Here is a 25,220-nt window from a genome sequence, read left to right on the forward strand (position 1 = left end):
GAAATGTGACGGAAGGGGGTACCGGCACAGGATGTACATACCTTAGGTTAGCCTTACCTCAGTTTCTAGACCTCGGAGGGGTCCTCATGCCCTCGTTCAGACCTGCCCGCGCGCTCGCCGTCGCGCTTCTCGCGGTTATGCCGGCAGTGCTGCTCCCGGCCACCGCCGCCGAGGCGGCGGACCGCACGGTGCGGGGCGGACGGCTGGACTGGGGTATCAAGTCCTCCTTCCAGAGCTACGTCACCGGCCCGATCGCCCAGGGCAGTTGGGGCCTGACCGGCGGCGCGGCAACGGTCGGCGGCAGTCAGTTCCGCTTCCACTCCGCGACCGGCTCCTACGATCCGGCGGGCGGCGCGTTCCGGGCCGGCTTCTCGGGCGGCGTCCACTTCACCGGCCACAAGAAGTCCGACGGCTCCTACGAGCTCGACCTCACCATCAGCCGCCCCACGGTCCGGATCCAGGGCGGCGGCGGCACGGTGTACGCGGACATGGTCAGCAAGGACCGGGGGAGCGGCCGTGTCACCTCCGCCGCCCAGGTGCCGCTGGCCACGCTCGGGCTGTCCGGGATCGACATGACCGGCGGCACCACTCCCGTCGCCCTCAACAACGTCCCGGCGACGCTCACTTCACAGGGCGCCAAGGCCTTCGCCGGCTACTACACCGCCGGCACCCCCCTGGACCCGGTCAGCCTGTCCGTGGACACCTCGGCCCCCGCCGGGAAGCCCGCCGCGTCGAAGTCCCCCGAGAAGCCGGCGAGCAGCGCGACACCGAAGGCCGCCGCGGGCCGCTTCGAGGACGCCGCCGTCGACTGGGGGGTGCGCCGCACCTTCCGTGAGTACGTCACCGGCTCGATCGGCCGGGGGAAGTGGACCCTGGCAGGAGGCGCCCAGGACGGCGGGGCCCTCTTCCGCTTCCCGAAGGGCACGGGCACGTACGACCCGAAGAAGCAGGCCCTGGCGGCGGACTTCGCGGGCAGCGTCCGCTTCACCGGGTCCGGCGGCCTCGATCTGACGCTCTCCCGGTTCGCGGTACGGCTGGACGCGGGCAAGGGCACGCTCCGCGCGGATGTCCGCAGCGACGGCGCCACCCGCAAGGCCGTCCCCCTCGTCACGTTCACCGCAAAGGACTTCGCACCGAAGGACGGCCTCGCGGTTCTCACGGAGGCCCCCGCCACCCTGACCGCCGACGGCGCCAAGGCCTTCGGCTCCCTCTACACGGCGGGCACCGCGATGGACCCGGTCTCGCTCGCCGTGGCCGTCGAGGCGACCGCGGAGCTGCCCGCACTCCCCGACCTGGGCAGCGAGGCCGCGCCCTCGGCGCAGTCGTCCGCCACCCCCGCGTCCAAAGCCCCCGCGACCGCCGCCCCCGTGGCGGAGGAGGACTCCCGCTCCGGGCTGTACCTGGTCCTCGGCGGCGTCGGCGTACTCGCCGCGGCCGGGGCCGGCGTGCTCGTTCTCGTACGCCGCAACCGCTCCACGACGGACACCCCTTCCTGACCCCCCGCACTACCCCCCCCCGCACCACCCCCTGATTCCTGTACATCCCTGAGGAGACCCCCGACCATGGCAGCCACCCGCCGCCCCATAGCCCTTGCCGCAGCCGTCGCCACGGCCGCCGCCCTCGGCGCCGCCTTCGCTCTCCCGGCGCTCGCGGCCGAACAGACCGCACCGGGCGCCACCGCGGCCGCCCCCGCGATGGAACTGAAGGACGGCACGCTGGACTGGGGCTTCAAGGAGTCCTTCCGCAAGTACATCGGCGCCGCCGGAAAGATCACGGTCAAGGACGGCGCGACCCAGGCCGCGGGCAACGGTGTGTTCACCTTTGTCAACGGCAAGGGCACGTACGACATGACCACGCACGGCACCGACACCGCCTTCGAGGGCGGCGTCAACTTCTCCGCGCACGGCGGCGTGCTGGACATCACGCTCTCGGACGTGAAGCTCTCCACGGCCGGCACGGGCGGCGCGATCACCGCCGACGTGGCGACCCCGGCGGGCACCGCGAACGACGTGGCGGTCGCCGACCTCGACCTGTCGGCCGTCCGGCCGGGCCAGGGCGCGGGCGGGGCGATGGTCTTCAAGGACATCCCCGCGAAGCTGACGAAGGCGGGCTCCGAGGCCTTCAACGGCCAGTACAAGGAAGGCGAGGTGCTCGACCCGGCCACGCTCACGGTGAAGGCGGTCGCCACCCCGACCGAGAAGCCGACGGACCCGGCCGAGCCGACGGAGAAGCCCACCGAGAAGCCCACGGAGAAGCCGACCGAGAAGCCGACCGAGAAGCCCACGACGCAGCCGACGGAGTCGACGCCGAAGCCGTCCCCGACCGCCACGGTCACCGACAAGCCGGCCGCCGACCCGGGCGCGATCGTCGACGGCACCCTGAACTGGGGCGTCAAGGCCTCCTTCCGCTCGTACGTCACGGGCCCCATCGCCCACGGCAAGGTCGAGACGACCGCCGGTGCCACCGCGACGGGCAGCGGCTACCGCTTCCCCGACGCCACCGGCCGCTTCGACGCCGGGAAGCAGACCCTGAGCGCCGCCTTCGACGGCAAGGTCCGCTTCCTGGGCCACGAGGAGAACGGCGCGTACACCCTGGACCTGTCCCTGACCAACCTGAAGGTCCAGGCGGACGGGACCAAGGGCAAGCTCGTCGCCGACGTGTCCACCAAGGACCGTGAGACGAAGAAGATCGCCACCTACAGCGGTCTGGCCGTCGCCGACCTCAAGCTGCCCGCGGGCGGACTCACCGCCAAGGACGGCGTGGTGACCCTCTCCGCCGTACCGGCCACCCTCACCGCCGACGGCACCAAGGCCTTCGGCGGCATGTACGAGGCGGGCGCGCAGCTCGACGCGCTGACGGTCGCGGTGGCCCTCGACAAGGACGCCGAACTCCCGTCCACCGGCGGCTCGTCCACGGGCGGTACGTCCACGGGCGGTACGTCCACCACCGGCGGCTCGTCCACGGCCGGCACCGTGGGTGGCGGCGGCACGGTCGGCGGCTCGGGTGCCCTGGCCTCCACCGGCTCCGACGTCCCGGCCGGCACCCTGTTCGCCGCCTCGGGCGTCATCGTCGCGGCCGGAGCGGGAGCGGTCGTCGTCGCCCGCCGTCGCCGTACCGTCTGATCCCCGGCGCACCGCCCGGGTACCGGCCCTGTCACGGGCGGGTACCCGGGCGGTGCTTGAATGCGCACGTGAATGACTACGACGTACCCGCCGGCATCGACGTCCTGCGCGTGTTCTGCGGCCCCGACGGCCGGCACGGCAACGCGCTCGGGGTCGTACGCGACGGACGCGACCACCCCGACGAGGCGTCCCGGCAGGAACTCGCCCGGAAGCTCGGCTTCAGCGAGACCGTGTTCGTGGACGACCCCGAGCGCGGCCATCTGGGCATCTACACCCCCGGCCTCCGGCTGCCGTTCGCCGGGCACCCCGTGGTCGGCGCCGCCTGGCTGCTCGACCTGGAGGTCCTGGAGCTGGGGGTGGGGGAGGTCTTCGCCCGCCAGGACGGGGAGTTCAGCTGGATCACCGCCCGCCCCGAGTGGGCGCCGCCGCGCACGCTCCAGCAGTACGCCACGGCCGCCGAGGTCGACGCGCTGCCCGCCCCGCCGCCCGGCGAGGGCTGGCTCTACGCCTGGGCTTGGGAGGACGAGGCCGCGGGCCGGGTGCGAGCGCGGGCGTTTCCGCGCAGGTCCGACGGGATCGAGGAGGACGAGGCGACCGGGGCGGCCGCGCTGCTGCTCAGCGCGCGGCTGGGCCGCGCCCTGAACATCACACAGGGGCGCGGCTCCCAGATCCTCACGGCCCCCGCCCCGGACGGCACGGTGGAGATCGGCGGCCGGGTCGTGCTGGCACAAGCGGGCCTGTAGCGGCGCGTCCAAGCCCGCAGCGGCGCAATCGAGCCCGTCCGGCGATTGAGGACAGAACGAAGCGGTGGGGCACCCGAGCCCGGGTACCCCACCGCCGCCCGCCAAGGGCTACGCGCTGAGCGGGAACACCTCACCCAGCTCCCGGAACACCGCGGTGTTCAGCGCGAAAGCGCGCTTGCACTCGTCCACGATCCGCTGCTTCTCCAGATCGTCCGCGTTCACCGCGTCCAGCAGCTCCCGGTATCCCCGCTTGAAGGAGGCGGGGTTCGCTATCTCCTCGAAGACGTAGAACCGCACACCGTCACCCTTGCGCGCGAAGCCCCACGTCTTCTCCGCCTTGTCGCGGATGATCTGACCGCCCGACAGGTCGCCCAGGTAGCGCGTGTAGTGGTGGGCGATGTACCCGGCGGGCCAGGTGCGGGCGCACTCGGTGACCCGTGCGGCGTACGCGGCCGTGGCCGGGAGCGGCTCCAGGCCCTCGCGCCAGTCCGCACCCCGCAGATGGGCCAGATCGCGCTCCAGTTCGGTGGTGCGCATCAGCTCGGGCTGGATGAACGGCCCGGCGACCGGGTCGCCGGCCAGCGCTCGGGCCCCGTCCTCCAGCGCCCGGTACACGAACCACAGCTGCTCGGTGTAGCGCGTGTACGCGTCCACCCCGAGGCGCCCGCCGAGCAGATCGCTCATGAAGGTCGAGGTCTCCGCCTCGGTGTGCTGTTCGTGCGACGCGGTGCGGATCAGCGTCGAGAAGGGCGTGGCGGTGACGGTTGCGTCCAAGGCGGGCCTCCGGGGACCGAGGGGGACGGGAAGTCCAGAAAGAGACGGAAATATCGGCCCGCCGGGACTGTCCGCCCCGGCATCCGCCGATGCGTCGATCTTCCTACTTAGGTTTACCTAAGTCAACTGTTTCCCGACGACCTGTCGGTAAGTGCCGGCAGCAGGAAACGGGAACGGCCGCCCCCGAGGGGCGGCCGTTGGACGAAGGGGCTGTGGGCGGGGCTACGGGAGCGTGAGGATCTCGGCGCCCGTCTCCGTCACCACGAGGGTGTGCTCGAACTGCGCGGTGCGCTTGCGGTCCTTCGTGACCACGGTCCATCCGTCGTCCCACATGTCGTAGTCGTGGGACCCGAGCGTCAGCATCGGCTCGATCGTGAACGTCATGCCGGGCTGCATGACGGTGGTGGCGTGCGGGCTGTCGTAGTGCGGAATGATCAGCCCGGAGTGGAACGAGGAGTTGATCCCGTGCCCCGTGAAGTCCCGCACCACCCCGTACCCGAAGCGCTTCGCGTACGACTCGATGACCCGGCCGATCACATTGACCTGGCGGCCCGGCCGCACCGCCTTGATCGCCCGCCTCAGCGACTCCTCGGTGCGCTCCACGAGCAGCCGTGACTCCTCGTCCACGTCACCGCAGAGGTAGGTGGCGTTGTTGTCGCCGTGCACCCCGTTGATGTACGCCGTCACGTCGAGGTTCACGATGTCGCCGTCGCGCAGCACCGTGGAGTCCGGGATGCCGTGGCAGATCACCTCGTTGAGCGAGGTGCAGAGCGACTTGGGAAAGCCCCGGTAGCCCAGTGTCGACGGGTACGCGCCGTGGTCGCACATGAACTCATGCGCGACCCGGTCGAGTTCGTCCGTCGTGACGCCCGGGGCGATGTGCTTCGCGGCCTCACCCATCGCCTGGGCGGCGATGCGTCCGGCGACGCGCATGCGCTCGACGGTGTCGGCGTCCTGGACCTCCGGGCCGCTGTACGGCGTCGGGGCGGGCTTGCCCACATACTCGGGGCGCCGGATGTTTCCGGGCACGGAACGGACGGGAGTGAGCTCCCCTGGTACGAGCAGCGACTGGCCAGACATGCCAGCGAGTCTAGAGCCTGTGTCTGGGGCAGCATGGCACCAAGGAAAGGAGCCGGAGATGGCCCTGTTCAAGAAGCGCACGGTCGGCAAGCCGGGCGAGTGGTTCTACTGCCTGGAGCACAAAAAGGTCGAGGAGGGCCCCGAGTGCCCGGCCAAGGACCGATTCGGCCCGTACACCTCCCGCCAGGAGGCGCAGCGCGCGATGGAGACCGCGCAGGAGCGGAACCTGGAGTGGGAGACCGACCCGAAATGGCACGACCGGCCGGACCCGGACGAGAACGCGGGCGGCTGAGGGCACAAGCTGAGGGCACAACCGGCCGGGGCGGGGCCCGGGGCCTTCGCCCCGGGCTCAGCCCGTCGGCGCCGCCCGCAGCGCCTCCTCGCTCCGCGCCCGCCTGCGCAGCGCGTCCTCGTCCGTCTCCGAGTCGTACGTGAGGAGCTTCGGCAGGGCCGCGGCCAGCAGCGCCACCGAGGCGACACAGGCGACGCCCCCGGACCAGACCGCGGTCCTGGTGCCCGTCCACCCGGCCATGCCGCCGGCCCGGACCTGGCCCAGCTGCGGGCCGACGCTGTACGAGAGCACCTCTATGCCCGCGAGGCGGCCCCTCAGCTCCTCCGGGATCGTCTGGTTCCAGATGGTCGAACGGCCGAGGCCGCTGAGCATGTCGCCCGCGCCGGCGACCGTCAGGCAGACCAGCACCAGCCAGACGTTGCCGAACCAGCCCGCTGCCGCGATGGCCAGCCCCCAGACGGCCGCACCGCACACCACGAACAGTCCGTGCCGGCGTACCCGTGAGGTCCATCCGCTGGTCAGGCCCAGGACGAGGGAGCCGACCGAGCCCGCCGCGTACATCAGCCCCAGCGACCACTCGGCGTCCAGATCGTCGGCGAGGAACGGGAAGATCGTGTTCGGGAAGGCGAAGAACATCGCCGCCATGTCGATCGCGTACGTCCCGAGCAGCACCGGCCGGCTCCACGCGTAGCGCGCCCCTTCCACGATGCCGCGCAGTGACGGCTTCGCCCCCTGCTCCGCGGGCGGCGCGGGCGCCAGCCTGCGGCACAGCGCGACGGAGACGGCGAACGTGACCACGGTGACCCCGTACGCCGTGGCGTGCCCGGCATAGGCCACCACCAGGCCCGCCAGCGCCGGCCCCATGATCGCGCCGGCCTGCCAGCGCAGCGAGTTCAGCGCGGCGGCGGCGCCCAGCTGGTCGTGCGGCACGATGCGGGCCATCAGCGAGTCCAGCGCGGGCCGCTGGAGCCCGGCCAGCGCGGAGACACCGCCCGCCACCACGTACAGCGGCCACAGCATCGGATCGGGCAGGGCCGCGTTCACCAGCAGGACCAGCGCGAGCAGTCCCAGCCCCGCCTCGGTGGCCAGGATGACCTTGCGGCGGTCGGCCGCGTCGGCCAGCGCACCGCCGTAGAGCCCGAACACGACCAGTGGCACCAGCTCGACCGCGCCCATCGCGCCGACCGCGAGCGGGGACCCGGTGAGGTCCTTGATCTGGAGCGGCAGCGCGATCAGGGCCATGAAGCTGCCGAAGTAGGTGACGATCCCCTGCACCCACAGCAGCCGGAAGTCCGCCGAGGAACGCCAGGGGGAGAGGTCGGGAAGCAGTGCGGCCAGCCTGGCGGCGAGGGAGGTGCGAGAGGTCACGAGGAGACATGGTCCGTCCCGGTGCGTGCCTGGTGCAAACAGATTTCACGCGGGGGGACGGATGCCGAGGGTGTTCCTGATCACCACCGCGCCGGCGGCGGCGCGGTCAGCTGGTCGGCCAGCCGGGACAGCCGGTCCCGGAACCGCAGCCGACCGCGCTGCACGGGCGCGCCGTTCTCTCCCGCCGCCGCGCTGACCAGGTGCTGGACCGTGTCCAGGTCCACGTCGTCGCCGCCCGTCACGGAGAGCGCCTCGTGAGCCAGCCCTCGCACCTCCGGATCCCCGTTGTCCAGCGTCAGGACCGTCGCCCCGGCCCGGCGGGCATCGTGCACCCGCTCCAGCAGCCCCTCGCCCGGCCGCTCCGGCACCACCACGAGCAGCGTCTCGCCCCGCCCGGCCGCCTCGATCCGCCCGAGCCCCACGGACAGGTGAGCCGGGTCGCCCGGCTCCACCCGGTGGCGTACCAGCGTGGGCGTCAGCTCGGGCAGCCCGGACCAGGTGGACTCGTCGACCAGATGGGCCGCCAGGTGCCACGGCTCGTACACCTCGGTCCCCACCAGCAGCAGCCCGCCGCCGTGCGGCACGACGGACGAGCGCAGCGTCCCGGCGAACCGCCGGGTCGCCGCGGGCCACTGGGTCTTCGCCAACACCTCACGCAGCAGCGCCACACGTACGGCATCCATGGCCCGGCATCATGCACCACCCCGGCTCCCCGCACCGGCGAACGGCGGCGGAACCACCCTTACGAGGCCCGTGCGCAGGGCAGTCCCACTGGCCGAGGACGCGCCGTCCCGCGCCCGTACCTGGCAGTAGTGTCGGGGCCATGACTACGAATGACAGCGGCAGCGCGCCCAAGCCCCCCGCCAAGGACCCCTGGGACCTCCCCGACGTGTCCGGCCTGACCATCGGCGTCCTCGGCGGCACCGGCCCGCAGGGCCGTGGACTCGCCTACCGGTTCGCCCGTGCCGGACAGTCCGTGATCATCGGCTCCCGTGCGGCGGAGCGTGCGCAGACCGCCGCCGACGAGCTGGGGCACGGCGTGCGCGGCGCCGACAACGCCGCCTGCGCACGCGACAGCGACGTCGTGATCGTCGCCGTGCCGTGGGACGGGCACGCCAAGACCCTGGAGTCCCTGCGCGACGAGCTCGCCGGCAAGCTCGTCATCGACTGCGTCAACCCGCTCGGCTTCGACAAGAAGGGCGCCTACGCGCTGAAGCCCGAGGAGGGCAGCGCCGCCGAGCAGGCCGCCGCCCTGCTGCCGGAGTCCCGCGTCACCGCCGCCTTCCACCACCTGTCGGCGGTCCTGCTCCAGGACGAGGCGATCGAGGAGATCGACACGGACGTGCTGGTGCTGGGCGAGGCCCGCGCCGACACCGACATCGTCCAGGCACTGGCCGGCCGGATCCCGGGGATGCGCGGCATCTTCGCGGGCCGGCTCCGCAACGCCCACCAGGTCGAGTCGCTCGTCGCCAACCTGATCTCGGTCAACCGCCGCTACAAGGCACACGCCGGGCTGCGCACCACCGACGTCTGAGCCACGGGCCCGCACCCTGCACCCTGCGCCCGGCGGCCGGGGGCATGGGGGACACTGGACGGGACCGCGCACCATCCCCCGACAGGAGCCACCTCCATGCCCCGCCTCGCTCTCTACGCCATCGCCGTCTGCGTCCTCGCCGTCGCAGCCGCCGTGATCTCCTTCGTGCAGGGCAGCTGGCTCCTCGGGATCGTCTGGGTGCTGCTGGTCGGCCTCTCGTCCAACATGGCCTGGTACTACGTACGCCGGCAGCGCGTGAACGCGCAGGGCGCGTAGGGGCCCGGGGCGGCTACCCGGCCATCGCGCACACCGGATTCGGCGTCTGCCAGAACCGGTACGCGTCGAGACCGCAGTACGTCTCGAACTCACTCACGCCCAGCGACCGCAGGATCGCGTCGATCGCGTCGAAGAACGCCGCGTTCACCCCGGGGATCCACAGCAGGGCGAAGACCGCGATCAGCCCGAACGGGGCGAACGGCTCCACCTGACGCCGCACCGCGTGCGAGAGCCACGGCTCGATCACCCCGTACCCGTCCAGCCCCGGCACCGGCACGGAGTTCAGGATCGCCGCCGTCACCTGGAGCAGTGCCAGGAACCCCAGGGCGTACCGGAAGGCGACCGGGACGCCGTCCAGCGCGTCCAGCCAGAACGGCGCGGTGCACACGAGCGCGAACAGGACGTTCGTCAGCGGGCCCGCCGCCGAGATCAGACTGTGCCGCCAGCGGCCCCGGATCCGGCCCCGCTCGATGAAGACCGCGCCGCCGGGCAGCCCGATGCCGCCCATGATCACGAACAGCACGGGCAGCACGATGCTCAGCAGGGCATGCGTATAAGCGAATGGATTGAGCGTCAAATATCCTTTTGTGCCGACAGTGGTGTCACCGCTGTGCAGCGCGGTGCGTGCGTGTGCGTACTCGTGGAGACAGAGCGAGACGATCCACGCTGCAGTGACGAAAAGGAAGACAGCGAAGGTGGTTTGCTCCGCGAAGCCCGCCCACACCGCCCAGCCCGAGACGGCCGTGATGGCGACGATCGCGACGAAGACCGGACTGATGCGACGCCCCGCTGTAGTGGTGCCAGTGGTCATGGTCCGAGGGTAGCTGCGGAAGTCGCGCGTTCAGCAGGGGCGGGGAGGGGGAGCTGCATCGGCCTTGGGCTGCACTCGGCCAACCGCTGTGGCGAATCGCTGCCTGAGGTCATCCGGCAGGCGGAGAACGTGCCCGCCTGCGTTCTGGGGGTGGCACTCGACCGTGATACCTGCGTTCAGCAGGTCGTTAGCGATGCTGGCCGTGTCCTTGTTCCGCCACCGATCGGCGAAGGTCATGCCAAGTTCGGTGTACTCCCATCGATCCAGTCCACCCGCTCCGAGTCGATGTAGGTGCTCGAACTCATGGCGCAGTCCGGCGAGCGCCTGTTCGCCTTTTGTCTGGAGGGCGTCTGAACTGTAGATGCCGCCCGGCAGCAGTTGGGCGACGTGATAGTTGATTGAAGCCTCGATTTCCGCGAGCCGCTCAACTGACCCTTCGCCTTTGACGTAGATCCGCCTGGTGACCGGCTCGCCGCCGATCGTCGAGAGAATCATCCGGGTGACCGGACCGATGATCTGTTCATCCGGTTCGAAGACGTACCCCTTGCATGCCGGTGAGCCGGCGCGTGAGAGGCAGCGGATCTTGCTCGTGACGCGCTCGGATCCATCCCGGCGCTTCTTCTTCGTGATGTGAAGTTGAAGATTCTTGCCACATCCGCCGCACTTGATCACGCCCAGGAAGGGGGTCCTTGGGGATGCGGGCTTGGCCCCAGGGGTCGAGGTGGAGGCCAGAGCGCTCTGCAGATCGTTCCACTCTGCCTCGGTCAGAATGGGCTCGGCCATGCGGACGACCTGCCCAAGTTCGTCACGAACCAGGACTTTTCTGTGGTATTTCCTTCCCGGCACCGGCTCATTCCGGGTCTTGAGGCCGCGGAGTGCGGGGGAGGCAAGGATTTTCTTGAGGGTGACAGGGTGCCAGATGTAGTCCCGGTCGACCTTCCGCCTGGCGTAGGAATCGGCCGGGGACGGAACCCCTCGGTTCTCGAGGTCCCTGCAGATTGCGTTGATCGACTCTCCGGAGACGACTCGCCGCGCAGCCTCCTGCACCACTGGAGCCGTGGCGGGGTTGACCTCCAGGTATCGTCCGCTCTCCTTCTTGAATGTCCGATACCCATAGGGTGGTGAGCCGCCGCCCCAACGTGAGGTGGGGAGCAAATGCTGGCGCATTGACGTAACGCGCTCGGATGCCGCGAGGGACTCCATCTGTGCGAACGAAGCGATCATGGAGGCCATGGCTGCCCCGGACGGGTCCGTGAGGTCGAAGGGTTCGGTGACGGATGTGATCGCCTTGCTGCCGTGATCGCGCGCCCAGTCGATCAGGTCGTGCAGATCACCGACCTTGCGAACGAGTCGATCCAGCCGCCATGCAACGATCACATCGAACTCCGGCGCTCGATCGTTCAGCCAGGATGAGAGCTGAGGCCGCTGCCATGGCGTGGAGCGAGTGGCGGATTCGAAGTCTTCGGCTGTGCCGACGACATGCCATCCACGGCGTTCGCAATAGGCCACGCATTCGTTGAGCTGGCGCTCCGGGCTGGTGGTCACATCGGTGTCCGTCGATAGGCGGACAACAATGAGGGCATTTGGCTTTCTTGACACGAGAGGAGGGTAACTCCTGCATATCTGAGGAGTCTGAGAGTTGCGTAATCTATCCCGATCGCTCACATCTGATTGTGTGCTCGGCAGCTGGAAGAACAGGGAGAATGGGCGCGTGCGCTACGGCATCCTCGGTACCACCCAGGCACTCCGCGACGACGGCACGGCCGTCGCCGTCGGCGGGGCGCGGCTGCGCGCCCTGCTCGCGGTGCTCGCGCTGCGCACCGGCCGGACGGTGCCGTTCGCGGTGCTCGTCGACGAGGTCTGGGACGGCGACCCGCCCGCCGACGCGTCCGGCGCCCTGCAGGCACTCGTGGGCCGGCTCAGACGGGCACTCGGCCATGCGGAGGTCGTGTCCGCGGACAACGGCTACCGGCTGGCCGCCGAACCGGACGGCGTCGACCTGTACCGCTTCGAACGCCTCGCGGGGGAGGGCGCGCGGGCCCTGGAGGCCGGCGATCCGGCGAAGGCCCTGAGCGTCCTCGACGACGCCCTCGGCCTCTGGCGGGGACCGGTGCTCGCCGACCTTCCCGACCGGCACGCCGTCGCGGCCCGCTGGACCGCCCGCCGCCTCGACGCCCGCCGGACCCGGACCGCCGCGGCGCTCGCGCTCGGCCGGGCCGACGAGGTGCTGCCGGAGCTGGCCGCGCTCTGCGAGGAGCACCCCCTCGACGAACCGCTCCAGGCGCTGCGGCTGCGGGCGCTGCGCGACGCCGGGCGCACGGCCCAGGCGCTGGCCGCGTACGACGAGGTCCGCACGGTGCTCGCCGACCGGCTCGGCACGGACCCGGGCCCCGGCCTGAGCGCGCTGCACGCCGAGCTGCTCCGTCAGGAACCGGCCCGCCCCGCCCCGCAGGCGGTTCCCCGGCCCGCCGCACCGGCCGTCCGGCAGGGCAACATCCGGGCCCGGCTCACCAGCTTCGTCGGACGCGAGCGTGACATCGACGCCCTGCGCGGCGACCTCTCCCGGGCCCGGCTGGTCACCCTCCTCGGACCCGGCGGCGCCGGCAAGACCCGGCTCTCCCAGGAGACCGCGGAGTCCTTCGACCCGGCGTCCTGGCCGGACGGCGTCTGGCTGGCCGAACTCGCGCCCGTCGACGACCCCGAAGCGGTACCGGAAGCGGTCCTCGGCGCACTCGGCGCCCGCGAGACCGTGCTGCGCGGCGCGGGCGCCGAGGAGCTCCGGGCCGCCGAACGGGGCGCGGGCGAGCCGCTGTCCCGGCTGACCGAGCACTGCTCCCGGCGCCGCATGCTGCTGCTCCTGGACAACTGCGAGCATGTGATCGAGGCCGCCGCGGCCCTCGCCGACCATCTGCTGGCCCGCTGCCCGCAGCTCACCGTCCTCGCCACCAGTCGCGAACCCCTCGGCGTACCCGGTGAGTTCGTCCGGCCCGTGGAGCCGCTGCCCGAGCCGACGGCCCTGCGCCTGCTGGCCGAGCGCGGTGCCGCCGCACTGCCCGGCTTCCGGGTCGACGCCGACGGGGCGACCGCGGCGGCCGCCGCCGAGATCTGCCGCCGCCTGGACGGACTGCCGCTCGCCATCGAACTCGCCGCCGCCCGGCTGCGGATGCTCACCCCGCAGCAGATCGCCGACCGGCTCGACGACCGGTTCCGGCTGCTGACGAGCGGCAGCCGCACCGTGCTCCCGCGCCAGCAGACCCTGCGGGCCGTCGTCGACTGGTCCTGGGACCTCCTCGCCGAGGACGAACGCACCACCCTGCGCCGGCTGTCCGTGTTCGCCGGCGGCTGCACCCTCGAAGCGGCCGAGGCGGTCTGCGCGGACGGGCCGCGCCACGCGCGGGAGGTCGCCGGGCTGCTCGGCTCCCTCGTGGACAAGTCCCTGGTCGTCGCCGCGCCCGCGGCGGACGGCGGGATGCGCTACCGCCTCCTGGAGACCGTCGGCGAGTACGCGGCGCAGCGGCTCGACGAGGCGGGGGAGCGGGACGCCGTCGAACGCCGGCACCTCGTGTACTTCCGGGAGCTGGCCCGTACCACCGACCCCCTGCTCCGCGGTGGCGGACAGCGCGCCGCGATCGAGCTCCTCCAGAGCGAGTACGAGAACCTGCGCACCGCGCTGCGGCACGCCGTCGCCGCGCGAGACGAGCAGGAGTCCCTGTGCCTGGTGATCGCGCTCTCCTGGTACTGGCAGATCCGCAATCTGCGCAGCGACGCCCTGCACTGGGCCGATGCCGCGGCGGCCCTCGGCCCCGACCCCTTCGCCGCGCCCGTGGAGCCGGCGCCCTCGATCCACGAACGCTGCACCGACGCACCCCCGCCCATGGGGCCCGAACTGCTCCAGGAGGCGCGGCGCCAGGTGGGGCTGATCCAGCTGGTCAGCATGGACCACGCGATGGACGAGTGGACGAACGAGGCCAGCATGGTGCGGCTTCGGGGCATCGCCTCCGTCTACCGGGCGGGTCAGCCGCAGACCTGCCGGAGCCCCGCGTCGCTCTGGTTCTTCGCCGTCATGCTGACCGGGGGTGTCGCGGACCTGCGGCACCTGCTGGACGAAACGGTGCGCGCCGCGCGGGAGTTCGCCTTCGAGTGGGAGCTCGCCGCGGCGCTCCAGATGCGCGCCAACGTGCTGGCCAACCGCCCGGACTGGGCGGGCGCCGCCCATATCGACGCCGCCGAGAGCCTGGAGATTTTCAGCCGTCTCGGTGACGAGTGGGGCATGGCCGAGGCGCTGTCCTCACGTGGCGAGGCGTACGAGAAGACGGGCGACTACCGCAGGGCCGCCGAGGACTACCAGGCCGCGATCGGCTGTGCGGAGAAGCTCGGCGCCCTGGCCCAGGTGTCGGTGCTCCGCACCCGGTACGCCTCCGCGCTCACCGAGCTCGACCGCGGCGCGGAGGGCGAGGAGATCCTGCGCCGGGTGATCGCGGACGAACGGCACGCGGGGCACGAGGCGCGGCCGGCGGCCCGGCTCTTCCTGGCCATGTGGCTGGGCCGCTGCGGCCGGACCGATGAGGCGCGCGAGCAGTTCTTCGAACTGCTCGAAGAGTTCAAGTCGCAGACCATGGCGATCTTCGAGGGCTTCGTCCTGGGCGGCCTGGCCTGGCTGGACAACCAGGACGAGAACTACGCGGACGCCCTGGACCGCGGCCGGCAGGCCCTGTTGCGCCTGGGCGATCCGCTGACGCAGATGGTGGCGCCGCAGATGGCCGTGATCCACCTGGTCACCCTGGCCTGGGCGCTGGGAGGGCTGGGCACGGAGCGCGGCGCGGAGCTCGGTGCCCGGCTGCTGGCCGCCGGCCGGGCGCTGCTGCCGGAGGGTCACTTCCTGACGTCGATGGAGCGGGACAACTTCGACCGTGCCGAGGAGTTGGTCCGTGCCGCGCTCGGGGACGCCGCCTTCGAGGCCGCGTACGCCGAGGGCGGCGGCCTCTCGCTGGAGGAGGCCGCCGCCCTCGTGGACGCGTACCGGGACTGAGGGGTCCGAACCCCTGCGGTCAGGCGGTCAGGACTTCTTGCGGAACTTGGACACCGCGAGCGGTGCCATGGCCGCGGTGATGACCACGGTCCAGCCGAGTGTCAGCCAGACCGAGTTGCCGACCGGGGTGCCCATCATCAGGGCGCGTGCGGCGTCGGCCAGGTTGGACAGCGGGTTGTAGTCGGTGAACGTCTGGAGCCAGCCCGGCATCGTCGTGGGCGGGGCGAAGATGGACGAGCCGAACTGGAGCGGCATCATCACGATCATCCCCATTCCCTGGACGGCCTGGGCCGTCTTCATGGACAGTCCGAGCAGGATGAAGATCCACATGATGGCGGCGCCGAACGCGGCCGCGAGCCCGATCGCCCCGATCAGCCCGAGCACCGACCCGTGGAGCTCCATGCCGAGCGCGAAGCCCATGCCCAGCAGGATCAGCGTGGCGACCATCATCCGGGCGAGCTCGACCACGATCTTGGCGATGAGCACCGAGGAGCGGGCGATCGGCATCGTACGGAACCGGTCCATGACCCCCTTGCGGAAGTCGTCGTTGACACCGGAGCCGACGGCCATGGCGATGTTCATGCCCATCATCGCCATCAGGCCGGGGATCAGGTAGTTCAGGTACTCCTGCCGGCCGCCGCCCATGCTGCCGCCGACGGAACCGCCGAAGACGTACACGAACAGCAGGACGAAGATCACCGGCATCAGGAGCGCGTCGAACATCGACTCCGGATCCTTCTTGATCTGGAGCAGATTGCGCCGCACCAGCGCACCGATGTGGCGCAGGTTGTTCCGCAGCCCGATCCGGCCCTCGTCGTGGAGCTTCGCGGCCGGGGCGGCCGCGGCCGCGTCGGTGGGGGTGGGCGTCAGAGTCGTCGTGCTCATGCCGCGACCTCCTGGGGAGTCGTGTCGGTGACGGTGGCCTTGTCGCCGGTGATGGCGAGGAACACCTCGTCCAGGCTGGGCAGTGCGGTGGCGACGTGTGCCAGCGAGAAGCCCCGGGTGCCGAGCAGGCCGATGACGGCGGTGAGCTGCTCGTCGCTGAGAATCGGTACGTACAGGAGTCCCTCGTCCGGGACCGCCTGGGCGCCCGCCACACCGTCGAGACCGGCCTCCCTGATGGCCTGCGCCATCGCGGCCAGCTGGGCCGGGTCCGAGGGCTGGATCTGCAGGGTGCGGCCGCCGACCTTGGCCTTCAGCTCGTCGACGCCGCCGCGGGCGATGATCCTGCCCTTGTCGATGACGGTGAGCTCGTTGGCGAGCTGTTCGGCCTCTTCCATGTACTGGGTGGTGAGCAGCACGGTCGCCCCCTCCGCGACCATCCGCTGCACCTCGTCCCAGACCTCGTTACGGGTACGGGGGTCGAGCCCCGTCGTCGGCTCGTCCAGGTAGAGGACGGCCGGGCTGCCGATCATGGAGGCGGCGAGGTCCAGCCGGCGGCGCATACCGCCGGAGTACTCCATCGCGGCCTTCTTCGCCGCGTCCGTGAGCGAGAAGCGCTCCAGCAGTTCGTCGGCGCGCGAGCGGGCCTTCTTGCGCGGCAGGTCGAGCAGCCGCCCGATCATGTAGAGGTTCTCCCAGCCGGAGAGCTTCTCGTCGACCGAGGCGTACTGCCCGGTCAGGCCGATGGTGCGGCGGAGCGCTCGGGGCTGCTTCACCACGTCGTAGCCGGCCACGACCGCGTGCCCGGCGTCGGGCTGGATCAGGGTGGACAGGACCCGTACGAGGGTCGTCTTGCCGGCGCCGTTGGGGCCGAGCACGCCGAGGACGGTGCCCTCGCGCACATCGAGGTCCACGCCGTCCAGAGCCTTGGTCGAGCCGTAGTGCTTGACCAGCCCCCGTACCTCGACGGCGTTCTTGCCGTTCCTGGGGTTCTTGTCGATTCGCGTCATGCCGACTATCAGACCAGCCGCCACCGACAACGCACCGACAGTCCGCCGACAGCAGGGCGACAGCCCGCCGATGGGGGAAGTCGGCGGGCTGTCGGTGGTGCGGCAGTGGTCGGTCGGTTGCCGGCGCTGTGCCGGCGTACTGCCTAGTGGAAGGTGTGCTCCGGCGCCGGGAAGGTGCCGCCGACGACCTCGTCCGCGTACGCCTTCGCGGCGTCGCCGAGGATCTGGCGCAGGTCGGCGTACTGCTTGGTGAAGCGCGGCACCTTGCCGCCGGTCAGGCCGACCATGTCGGTGTAGACCAGTACCTGCGCGTCGGTGTCCGGACCGGCGCCGATGCCCACGGTCGGGATGTGCAGGGTGCGGGTGACCTCGGCGGCCAGTTCGGCCGGGACGAGCTCCAGGACGACGGCGAACGCGCCCGCGTCCTGCACGGCCTTCGCGTCGCGCAGCATCTGCTGGGCGGCCTCCTCGCCGCGGCCCTGCACCCGGTAGCCCATCGCGTTGACGGACTGCGGGGTCAGACCGATGTGGGCCATGACCGGGATGCCGGCGTCGACCAGGAGCTTGATCTGCTCATGGCTGCGCTCGCCGCCCTCCAGCTTGACCGCGCCGACCCCGGACTCCTTGATCAGCCGGGTGGCGTTGCGCAGGGCCTGGACCGGGCTCTCCTGGTAGGCCCCGAAAGGCAGGTCGGCGACGACCAGGGCGCGCTTGGTGCCCCGGACGACGGCGGCGGAAAGGATGGCGATCTCGTCCATCGTGACGGGCACGGTGGTCTCGTAGCCGAGGTGACAGTTGCCCATGGAGTCGCCGACGAGCATGACCGGGATGCCGGCCTCGTCGAAGACGGACGCGGTCATCGCGTCGTAGGCGGTGAGCATGGGCCACTTCTCGCCGCGCGCGGTGGCGGCGGCGATGTCGTGGACGGTGACGCGGCGGTTGCTCTTGCCGCCGTACAGCGCCTTGCTGCTGTCGGAGGGGGCTCCCGCGGGGGAAGTGGGGGACTGGTTGTGCGCAGCCTGAAGCGACATTGCCAACGGCTCCTTCGTCATCTCGAGGCGCCCTGACGGCGTCCCCGGACCGCTTCCATGGTGGCATCCCGGAGCCGCTCACGGGAAGTGGGCCCGCCGCACGGGATGGCACCCGGTGTCACGCAGCCGGTAAAGACTTTCCAATACGAGACGGTCTCGTATCGAAATAGAGGTACGTTCTGTCCATGTCCATATCGTCCGGCGCTCCCGTCGCCGTGCCCCAGGTCCCCGAGGCGGTCCACCGCCGCCGCTGGGCGATCCTCGCCGTCCTGATGTTCAGCCTGCTCATCGTGGTGCTGGACAACTCGATCCTGAACGTCGCCGTCAAGACCATCGCCTCCCCCTCGCCCACCGGTCTGGGAGCCACCCAGAGCGAGCTGGAGTGGGCCATCAACTCCTACACGCTCGTCTTCGCCGGACTGCTCTTCACCGCGGGCCTGCTCGGCGACCGCCTCGGGCGCAAGAAGATCCTGCTCTTCGGCATCGTTCTCTTCGGCCTGGGTTCGGCCTTCGCCGCCATGTCGGCATCGCCCGGCGAGCTCATCACCTGGCGCGCCGTGATGGGCTTCGGTGCCGCCTTCGTCATGCCGGCCACGCTCGCCGTCCTGATGAACGTCTTCGAGCGCGACGAGCAGCCCAAGGCGATCGGCATCTGGGCCGGCAGCGTGGGGCTCGGCATCGCGATCGGCCCGATCACCGGCGGCCTGCTCCTCGAACACTTCTGGTGGGGTTCGATCTTCCTCGTCAACGTGCCCGTCGTGGTCGTCGCGCTGATCGCCATGGCCGTGCTCGTGCCGGACTCCAGGGACCCGAAGCCGGGCCGCCTCGACCCGGTCGGTGTGGTGCTCTCCATCATCGGCCTGGTGCTGCTGGTGTACGGGATCATCCGCGGCGGCGAGCTCGCCGACTTCACCGATGCCTCCGTGCTCCTGCCGGTCGTCGGGGGACTGGCCGTGCTGGTCGTGTTCGTCCTCCACGAGAAGCGCAGCAGCAGCCCGGCCATCGACGTCTCGTACTTCAGGAAGCCGGCGTTCTCCGCCGCCGTCGCCGCCATCGCGCTGGTCTTCTTCGCGCTGATGGGCGTGACGTTCTTCTCCGCCTTCTACATGCAGAGCGTGCGTGGCTGGAGCGCCCTGCAGTCCGGGCTGCTGATCCTGCCGCTGGCCGTCGCGCAGATGGTCTTCGCCCCGCGGGCCCGGTTCGTGGTCGACCGGTTCGGCGCCCGTGCCGTGTGCACGGTGGGCATGCTGATGGTCGCCGTTGGCCTTGCGGCGTTCGCCCTGTTCGACGCCACGACCCCGGTCTGGGTGATGTGCCTGGTCTTCTTCGTCCAGGGCACGGGCATGGCGCACGTGATGCCGCCGGTCACCGTCGCCGTGATGCAGGCGCTGCCCCGGGAGAAGGCGGGATCGGGCTCGGCCGTGAACAACACGTTCCGGCAGGTCGGCGGCGCTCTCGGGATCGCCGTGCTCGGATCGGTGCTCTCCGCCGTCTACCGCGGCGACATCGAAGGACATCTCGACGCGGTCCCGGCCGCCGCCAGGGACGTGGCGGGGGAGTCCATCGAGGCGACACTCGGTGTCGCCGAGAAGATGGGGCCGGCGGGCGCCCCGCTGGTGGCTGCCGCGCAGGACGCGTTCATGGGCGCCATGCACGTCACGGCCGTCGGCTCGGCGTGCGTCGCCCTGATCGGCGCGATCGTGGTCGCCCTGTTCCTGCCGGGCCGGCCGCCCGCCGGGCAGCCGGCCGCGCAGGACGAGCGGACGGTCCCCGTGGAGGCCTGACGGGAAAACCCGGCGGTTGCGGCCGGGCGCCGACGTGCCCGGCCGCCTCCCGCGTCGGCGAGAATCGGCGGTGGCGAAAGGTGGTTCCACGTGCAGGCGCAAGCATCGGACCGGGACGGCCGGGCCCCCGGGGAGCAGGACCGGCCGGCCCACGACGGCGGCCCGGACCAGGACCCGCGGACCCACGACGGCGGCCCGGCACCGCACCCCGTCGACGAACAGGAGCCCCGTCGCGGCCGCCCGCGCAGCGCCGCCGCCGAGCGGGCCATCCTGGACGCCGTCGTCGAGCTCCTGGAGGCCGGCGAGCCCCTCGCCGGCCTGTCCATCGAGCGGATCGCCCGCACCGCCGGGGTCGGCAAGGCCACCATCTACCGGCGCTGGACCGGCAAGGAGGAGCTCTTCGTCGACGTCCTGCGCGAGATCGAGCCGCCGGAACCCGAGGTCTCCGGCACCGGGGGCCTCGGTGACCTGCGCGTCCTGCTGGAGTCCATGCGCACCCGCGGACTCGCCCAGCGCTCCTCGGTGCTGCTGCACAACGTCTTCGCGCAGATGAAGAGCCACCCCAAGCTGTGGGCGGAGTACCAGCGCACCGTGATCGCGCCCCGCAGGGCCGCGATGCTCGCCGCCGTCGCCCGGGCCGTCGAGGCGGGTGAGCTGCGGGGCGACGCGGACGTGGAGCTGATGGACGACCTGTTCCTCGGCCCCATGCTCGTACGCACCATCCACCGGCCCGACGCGCCGCTGCCCGAGGACCTCGCCGACCGCATCGTCCGCCTGCTGATCGAGGGCCTCGGGCCGCGTCCCGCGGTCTCCGGCCGAGGTGAAGACGCAGGTCACCGCTGAGACCGCCCGGCTGACTCGCCCGGGCCGAGGCGAGTGTGAGCGTTCTGTCACAAGCCACCACAGACCCCCTGTGGCCGGAACCCTTCGCACCGCCCGGGTCGTCCTCGTGGCAGTACGGCCGTCGCCGACGGCCGGAAAGGCATCGCGTATCCCCTAGGGTCGTGGGCGCGGCGATGTGTACGGCAAGGCAGTGAGGACAGCGCAATGGTGCAGGCGTACAGGGCGGACACCGGGAACGGCGGCGCAGGACCGCAGCGCACCGGATCCCGCTTCCGGGACCTGCGCGACAGACTGACCCGGGACCCCGGCATCTGGCGGCGCGGAATCGTCCTGGCCGGCTGCTCGGTCCTGCTGGCCCTCGTGATGCTCCTCCACGCACAGATCCCGAACACCATCGGCAACCTGGGCAGCCTCACCGAGACGTTCCTGCCGTGGTGCGCCGTCTTCGTCCCGCTGCTGCTGATCCTCGGCCTGGTGCGCCGCTCGGCGACCGCGCTGATCGCGCTGCTGCTGCCGGTCCTGGTCTGGTTCAACGTCTTCGGCGGGCTGCTCACCGACAAGTCGGGCACCGGTGGCGACCTCACCGTCGCCACCCACAACGTCAACGCGGACAACCCCGACCCCGCCGGCACCGCCCAGCAGGTCGCCGGCTCGGGCGCCGACGTCGTCGCCCTCCAGGAACTCCCCAGCGGCAAGGTCACGGCCTACGAGTCGGCGCTCGCCGACCGCTTCCCGTACCACTCGGTGCAGGGGACCGTCGGCCTCTGGAGCAAGTACCCCCTGAGCGACACCCGCCCGGTGGACATCAAGATGGGCTGGGTCCGCGCCATGCGCACCACCGTCACCACGCCGGGGGGCCCGATCGCCTTCTACGTCGCGCACCTGCCCTCGGTGCGGGTCAAGCTGCACGCCGGATTCACCGCCAGCCAGCGGGACCAGAGCGCGGACGCCCTCGGCAAGGCCATCTCCCACGAACCGCTGGAACGGGTCGCGCTGCTCGGCGACCTCAACGGGACCATGAACGACCGCTCGCTCAACGCGGTCACCTCGCAGATGCGCTCCACCCAGGGCGCGGCCGGTGACGGGTTCGGATTCAGCTGGCCCGCCTCCTTCCCGATGGCCCGGATCGACCAGATCATGGTGAAGGGCGTCGAGCCGATGTCGTCATGGACGCTGCCGGCCACGGACAGCGACCATCTTCCGATCGCCGCCCGCGTCAAACTGTGACGCAACGGTCCGTTTACCTCCGGGCACCAAACGTCTGAGAGAATTTGTTCCGAACGGGAACAAGGCCGCCGGCGAGGAAGCCGGTCCGGCACCGTGCGATCCGGCCCCGGCCGGCCCGTGCCGGCGCACGGACGGCCGCGTTCCCTCCCGCCCCCTCCCGCTCCCCGAGGCCCACCGGGCCCGGCCGGAGCGCATGGGGCCCACTTCGGAAAGGTCTCTCTTCATGCCTCTGGCTCTGCTCGCACTCGCGGTGAGCGCCTTCGGCATCGGTACTACGGAGTTCGTGATGATGGGCCTGCTGCCCAACGTCGCGGACGATCTGGGCACCTCCGTCCCCACCGCGGGCTACCTCGTGTCGGCGTACGCGATCGGCGTGGTGCTCGGCGCCCCGCTGCTCACCGCCGTCGGCTCGCGCATCCCGCGCAAGCGGATGCTCCTGCTGCTGATGGCGCTGTTCACCTTCGGCAACCTCGCCTCCGCGCTGGCTCCGGACTTCGGCTGGCTGGTCGCGGGACGCGTGCTGGCGGGGCTGCCCCACGGAGCCTTCTTCGGCGTCGGCGCGGTCGTCGCCGCCCGGCTGGTCTCCGACGGGCGCCAGGCACGGGCCGTGGCGACCATGTTCCTCGGCCTGACCGTCGCCAACATCGTCGGAGTCCCGGCGGCCACCCTGCTCGGCCAGCACCTCGGCTGGCGGGCCACGTTCCTGGTGGTCGCGGTGATCGGGCTGTGCGCGATGGCCGCGCTCGCCCGCCTCGTCCCGCAGATCCCGGTCGAGGCCCATCAGAACGTACGCCACGAGCTGCGTGCCCTGGCCAACCGCCAGGTCCTGCTCGGACTCCTGACGGCCGTCTTCGGCTTCGCCGGGGTCTTCGCCGTGTACTCCTACCTCTCGGCGATGACGACCGAGGCGATGGGCTTCGGCGAGTCCTCGGTGACCCTGGTGCTGGCGCTCTTCGGCATCGGCATGACCCTGGGCGCGCTCGCCGCGGGCCCGCTCACGGACCGGGCGCTGCGCCCGACGCTGTACGGCTCACTGGGCGCGCTCGCCGTCGTCCTGGTCGTCTTCCCGTTCGCCGCCCATGTGCGGTGGGCCGCGCTGGTGATGGTCGTGCTGCTGGGCGGGGTCGGCTTCATGACGACCACGCCGTTGCAGATGCTCGTCATGAACAAGGCCAAGGACGCCCCGACCCTGGCATCGGCCTCCAACCACTCCGCCTTCAACCTGGCCAACGCGGGCGGCGCGTGGCTGGGCGGCGTGGCCATCGCGGCGGGCTGGGGCTGGACCTCCCCGGCCCTGGTCGGCGCGGTGCTGGCCGTGGCGGGCCTCGCGGTGGCGGTCACGGCGGGCGTACTGGACCGCGACCGGACCCCGTCGAGGGTGGTGGCCCGGGCGGCGACGGCGGCCGAGCGGAGCCCGGTCACCTCCAGCGCACACCCGGCACCATCAAGCCCGTCCGGCGATTGAGGACACCACGACCCGTCGGATCAAGACGCTGCCCGGCACCATCAGGCCCGTCCGGCGCTTGAGGACAAGACCTCGGCCGGACGGGCGGCGCCGAAAATCAAGCCCGTCCGGCGCTTGAGGACACCCCCAGGGCCGGACGGGCCCGCAGCACACCCGTACCCCCGGCGTCAGCCGGACTCGCGCCACCGGTTCGTGATCGGCAGCCGCCGGTCCTTGCCGAACCCCTTGGGCGAGATCTTCGTGCCCGGCGGATACTGCCGCCGCTTGTACTCCGCCGTGTCCACCATCCGCAGCGTCTTCGCCACCAGCGCCGCGTCGAACCCGGCCGCGACGATCGCGTCGAGTCCCTGGTCCCGGTCGACGTACATCTCCAGGATCCGGTCCAGCACGTCGTAGTCGGGCAGCGAGTCCGTGTCGACCTGACCCGGCCGCAGCTCCGCGCTCGGCGGCTTCGTGATGGACGCCTCCGGGATCGGCGGGGTCTGCCCACGCTCCTCCGCCGCCCGGTTGCGCCACTTCGCCAGCCGGAAGACCGACGTCTTGTAGACGTCCTTGATCGGCCCGTACGCGCCGACGGAGTCCCCGTACAGCGTCGAGTAGCCGACCGCCAGCTCCGACTTGTTGCCCGGAGCCAGGACGATCTGGCCCTCCTGGTTGGACACGGCCATCAGCATCGTGCCGCGCAGTCGCGACTGCAGGTTCTCCTCGGCGAGCCCGGTGAGCCCCAGCGAGCCCATGTACGCGTCGAACATCGGCTCGATCGGTACGGTCCGGAAGTTCAGCCCGGTACGCCGCGCCAGCTCGGCCGCGTCGCCCTTGGAGTGGTCCGAGGAGTACTTCGACGGCATCGAGATGCCGTACACGTGCTGCGCGCCCAGCGCGTCGCAGGCGATCGCGGCGACCAGCGCCGAGTCGATCCCGCCGGAGAGCCCGACCAGCACACTGCTGAAGCCGTTCTTCGCCGCGTACGCCCGCAGGCCCACCACGAGCGCCGAGTACAGCTCCTCGTCGTCGTCGAGCCGCTCCGCGTACCCGCCGGCCAGCTCCGCCTCGTACGCCGGCAGCGGCTTCTCGGAGAGGACCACGTGGTCGATCCGCAGCCCGTCGTTGACCACACCGGACGGCGCCTCGGGCGAGGCGGCCGGCAGATCGAGGTCCAGGATGACGCTGCCCTCGGCGAACTGCGGCGCACGTGCGATGACCTCGCCCTGCTTGTCGACGACGATCGAGTCCCCGTCGAAGACCAGCTCGTCCTGGCCGCCGATCATCGCGAGGTACGCGGTCGTGCAGCCGGCCTCCTGGGCCCGCTTGCGGACCAGTTCCAGCCGGGTGTCGTCCTTGTCCCTCTCGTACGGCGAGGCGTTGATCGACAGCAGCAGCCCGGCCCCCGCGGCACGCGCGGCCGGCACCCGGCCGCCGTCCTGCCAGAGGTCCTCGCAGATCGCGAGCGCCACATCGACGCCGTGCACCCGTACGACAGGCATCGAGTCGCCCGGCACGAAGTACCGGAACTCGTCGAAGACGCCGTAGTTGGGCAGGTGGTGCTTGGCGAAGTTCAGCGCGATCTGTCCGCGGTACAGCACCGCGGCGGCGTTCCGCGGCGATCCGGCGGGCTGGCCGTAGCGCGGCGCGGCGGACTCGGAACGGTCGAGGTAACCGACGACGACCGGGAGTTCCCCGAAGCCCTCCGCGTCCAGGCGCGCGGCGAGCGCACGCAGCGCCTCCCGCGACGCCTCGACGAAGGACGACCGCAGGGCCAGGTCCTCGACGGGGTATCCGGTCAGCACCATCTCGGGGAACGCCACCAGGTGGGCGCCCTGTTCGGCGGAGTGCCGGGTCCAGTGGAGGATCGACTCGGTGTTGCCGGCGAGGTCGCCGACGGTCGAGTCGATCTGATTCAGTGCGAGGCGTAGTTGAGGCACGCCGCCCAGTGTAATCGTCTGACTGAC

At 71.3% G+C, this 25,220-nt stretch carries 21 protein-coding genes; 11 read left to right on the forward strand and 10 right to left on the reverse strand.

The annotated features are described in order from the left end of the window. Nucleotides 1–86 precede the first annotated feature (86 nt). The 3 genes from OG959_RS28245 to OG959_RS28255 all read left to right on the forward strand — a co-directional run bounded on the left by OG959_RS28245 (nucleotide 87) and on the right by OG959_RS28255 (nucleotide 3,865). Nucleotides 87–1,496: an HtaA domain-containing protein gene (locus tag OG959_RS28245; RefSeq protein ID WP_326662956.1), complete on the forward strand. Its 1,410-nt coding sequence runs from the start codon at nucleotides 87–89 to the stop codon at nucleotides 1,494–1,496. Between the two features lie 66 nt (nucleotides 1,497–1,562). Beyond that, nucleotides 1,563–3,122 (forward strand): HtaA domain-containing protein, encoded by a 1,560-nt coding sequence (locus tag OG959_RS28250; protein WP_326662958.1) that lies wholly within the window; start codon nucleotides 1,563–1,565, stop codon nucleotides 3,120–3,122. 68 nt (nucleotides 3,123–3,190) lie between these two features. Further along, nucleotides 3,191–3,865 carry a PhzF family phenazine biosynthesis protein gene (locus OG959_RS28255; protein WP_326662961.1) on the forward strand — a complete coding sequence of 225 codons (675 nt, stop codon included), beginning with the start codon at nucleotides 3,191–3,193 and terminating at the stop codon, nucleotides 3,863–3,865. A 108-nt stretch (nucleotides 3,866–3,973) separates the two neighbouring features. On the opposite strand, the gene OG959_RS28260 is transcribed toward OG959_RS28255, so the two are convergent. Together OG959_RS28260 and map are read right to left on the reverse strand one after the other, a co-directional pair. After that, complete coding sequence (locus OG959_RS28260; RefSeq protein ID WP_326662963.1) at nucleotides 3,974–4,639, reverse strand: biliverdin-producing heme oxygenase; 666 nt, start codon at nucleotides 4,637–4,639, stop codon at nucleotides 3,974–3,976. A 222-nt stretch (nucleotides 4,640–4,861) separates the two neighbouring features. After that, nucleotides 4,862–5,719 carry a type I methionyl aminopeptidase gene (gene map / locus OG959_RS28265; RefSeq protein ID WP_148017596.1) on the reverse strand — a complete coding sequence of 286 codons (858 nt, stop codon included), beginning with the start codon at nucleotides 5,717–5,719 and terminating at the stop codon, nucleotides 4,862–4,864. Nucleotides 5,720–5,777: 58 nt separating this feature from the next. On the opposite strand from map, the gene OG959_RS28270 reads away from it, so the two are divergent. Next, entirely contained in the window at nucleotides 5,778–6,011 is a 234-nt protein-coding gene (locus tag OG959_RS28270) for a hypothetical protein (protein WP_219573907.1), read from the forward strand. A 57-nt stretch (nucleotides 6,012–6,068) separates the two neighbouring features. On the opposite strand, the gene OG959_RS28275 is transcribed toward OG959_RS28270, so the two are convergent. Both OG959_RS28275 and OG959_RS28280 read right to left on the reverse strand, forming a co-directional pair. After that, a complete protein-coding gene (locus tag OG959_RS28275; RefSeq protein WP_326662967.1) occupies nucleotides 6,069–7,379 on the reverse strand; it encodes an MFS transporter in 1,311 nt (436 codons plus the stop codon). Nucleotides 7,380–7,459: 80 nt separating this feature from the next. Next, nucleotides 7,460–8,062, reverse strand: a complete 603-nt coding sequence (locus OG959_RS28280; protein ID WP_326662969.1) for a hypothetical protein — start codon at nucleotides 8,060–8,062, stop codon at nucleotides 7,460–7,462. A gap of 140 nt (nucleotides 8,063–8,202) precedes the next feature. Between OG959_RS28280 and npdG the strand changes: the two genes are divergently transcribed. Both npdG and OG959_RS28290 read left to right on the forward strand, forming a co-directional pair. Continuing rightward, nucleotides 8,203–8,913, forward strand: coding sequence for an NADPH-dependent F420 reductase (gene npdG, locus OG959_RS28285; RefSeq protein WP_326662971.1), 711 nt, complete (start codon nucleotides 8,203–8,205; stop codon nucleotides 8,911–8,913). Between the two features lie 96 nt (nucleotides 8,914–9,009). Then, nucleotides 9,010–9,189, forward strand: a complete 180-nt coding sequence (locus tag OG959_RS28290) for a hypothetical protein (protein WP_326662973.1) — start codon at nucleotides 9,010–9,012, stop codon at nucleotides 9,187–9,189. 13 nt (nucleotides 9,190–9,202) lie between these two features. Here the strand turns inward: OG959_RS28290 and OG959_RS28295 are convergent, their stop codons facing one another. Together OG959_RS28295 and OG959_RS28300 are read right to left on the reverse strand one after the other, a co-directional pair. Continuing rightward, nucleotides 9,203–10,000 carry a site-2 protease family protein gene (locus OG959_RS28295; RefSeq protein ID WP_326662975.1) on the reverse strand — a complete coding sequence of 266 codons (798 nt, stop codon included), beginning with the start codon at nucleotides 9,998–10,000 and terminating at the stop codon, nucleotides 9,203–9,205. A 30-nt stretch (nucleotides 10,001–10,030) separates the two neighbouring features. Continuing rightward, on the reverse strand, nucleotides 10,031–11,599 hold the full coding sequence (locus tag OG959_RS28300) for a recombinase family protein (protein WP_442805647.1): 1,569 nt from the start codon (nucleotides 11,597–11,599) through the stop codon (nucleotides 10,031–10,033). Between the two features lie 112 nt (nucleotides 11,600–11,711). Between OG959_RS28300 and OG959_RS28305 the strand changes: the two genes are divergently transcribed. Continuing rightward, a complete protein-coding gene (locus OG959_RS28305; protein WP_326662977.1) occupies nucleotides 11,712–15,029 on the forward strand; it encodes an ATP-binding protein in 3,318 nt (1,105 codons plus the stop codon). 27 nt (nucleotides 15,030–15,056) lie between these two features. Here OG959_RS28305 and OG959_RS28310 read toward each other — a convergent pair whose 3' ends face one another. The 3 genes from OG959_RS28310 to panB form a co-directional block, all read right to left on the reverse strand. Continuing rightward, the gene (locus OG959_RS28310) at nucleotides 15,057–15,914 is read right to left on the reverse strand and encodes an ABC transporter permease (RefSeq protein ID WP_326662979.1); all 858 of its coding nucleotides are present in this window, start codon (nucleotides 15,912–15,914) and stop codon (nucleotides 15,057–15,059) included. Continuing rightward, nucleotides 15,911–16,921 (reverse strand): ATP-binding cassette domain-containing protein, encoded by a 1,011-nt coding sequence (locus tag OG959_RS28315; RefSeq protein WP_326662981.1) that lies wholly within the window; start codon nucleotides 16,919–16,921, stop codon nucleotides 15,911–15,913. The genes OG959_RS28310 and OG959_RS28315 overlap by 4 nt, the downstream gene beginning before the upstream one ends. Before the next feature lie 143 nt (nucleotides 16,922–17,064). Further along, the gene (panB, locus tag OG959_RS28320; protein WP_219568687.1) at nucleotides 17,065–17,952 is read right to left on the reverse strand and encodes a 3-methyl-2-oxobutanoate hydroxymethyltransferase; all 888 of its coding nucleotides are present in this window, start codon (nucleotides 17,950–17,952) and stop codon (nucleotides 17,065–17,067) included. A gap of 185 nt (nucleotides 17,953–18,137) precedes the next feature. Between panB and OG959_RS28325 the strand changes: the two genes are divergently transcribed. The 4 genes from OG959_RS28325 (at nucleotide 18,138) to OG959_RS28340 (ending at nucleotide 23,271) form a co-directional block, all read left to right on the forward strand. Further along, nucleotides 18,138–19,736, forward strand: a complete 1,599-nt coding sequence (locus OG959_RS28325) for an MFS transporter (protein ID WP_326662985.1) — start codon at nucleotides 18,138–18,140, stop codon at nucleotides 19,734–19,736. A gap of 90 nt (nucleotides 19,737–19,826) precedes the next feature. Next, the gene (locus OG959_RS28330) at nucleotides 19,827–20,579 is read left to right on the forward strand and encodes a TetR/AcrR family transcriptional regulator C-terminal ligand-binding domain-containing protein (RefSeq protein WP_326662986.1); all 753 of its coding nucleotides are present in this window, start codon (nucleotides 19,827–19,829) and stop codon (nucleotides 20,577–20,579) included. Nucleotides 20,580–20,783: 204 nt separating this feature from the next. Beyond that, entirely contained in the window at nucleotides 20,784–21,806 is a 1,023-nt protein-coding gene (locus OG959_RS28335) for an endonuclease/exonuclease/phosphatase family protein (protein ID WP_326662988.1), read from the forward strand. Between the two features lie 223 nt (nucleotides 21,807–22,029). Beyond that, nucleotides 22,030–23,271 carry an MFS transporter gene (locus OG959_RS28340; protein ID WP_326662990.1) on the forward strand — a complete coding sequence of 414 codons (1,242 nt, stop codon included), beginning with the start codon at nucleotides 22,030–22,032 and terminating at the stop codon, nucleotides 23,269–23,271. 167 nt (nucleotides 23,272–23,438) lie between these two features. Here the strand turns inward: OG959_RS28340 and OG959_RS28345 are convergent, their stop codons facing one another. Beyond that, nucleotides 23,439–25,193 carry an NAD+ synthase gene (locus OG959_RS28345; RefSeq protein WP_326662992.1) on the reverse strand — a complete coding sequence of 585 codons (1,755 nt, stop codon included), beginning with the start codon at nucleotides 25,191–25,193 and terminating at the stop codon, nucleotides 23,439–23,441. Nucleotides 25,194–25,220: the final 27 nt, after the last annotated feature.

Source organism: Streptomyces sp. NBC_00385 (assembly GCF_035917155.1).
Classification (GTDB): Bacteria; Actinomycetota; Actinomycetes; order Streptomycetales; family Streptomycetaceae; genus Streptomyces; species Streptomyces poriferorum.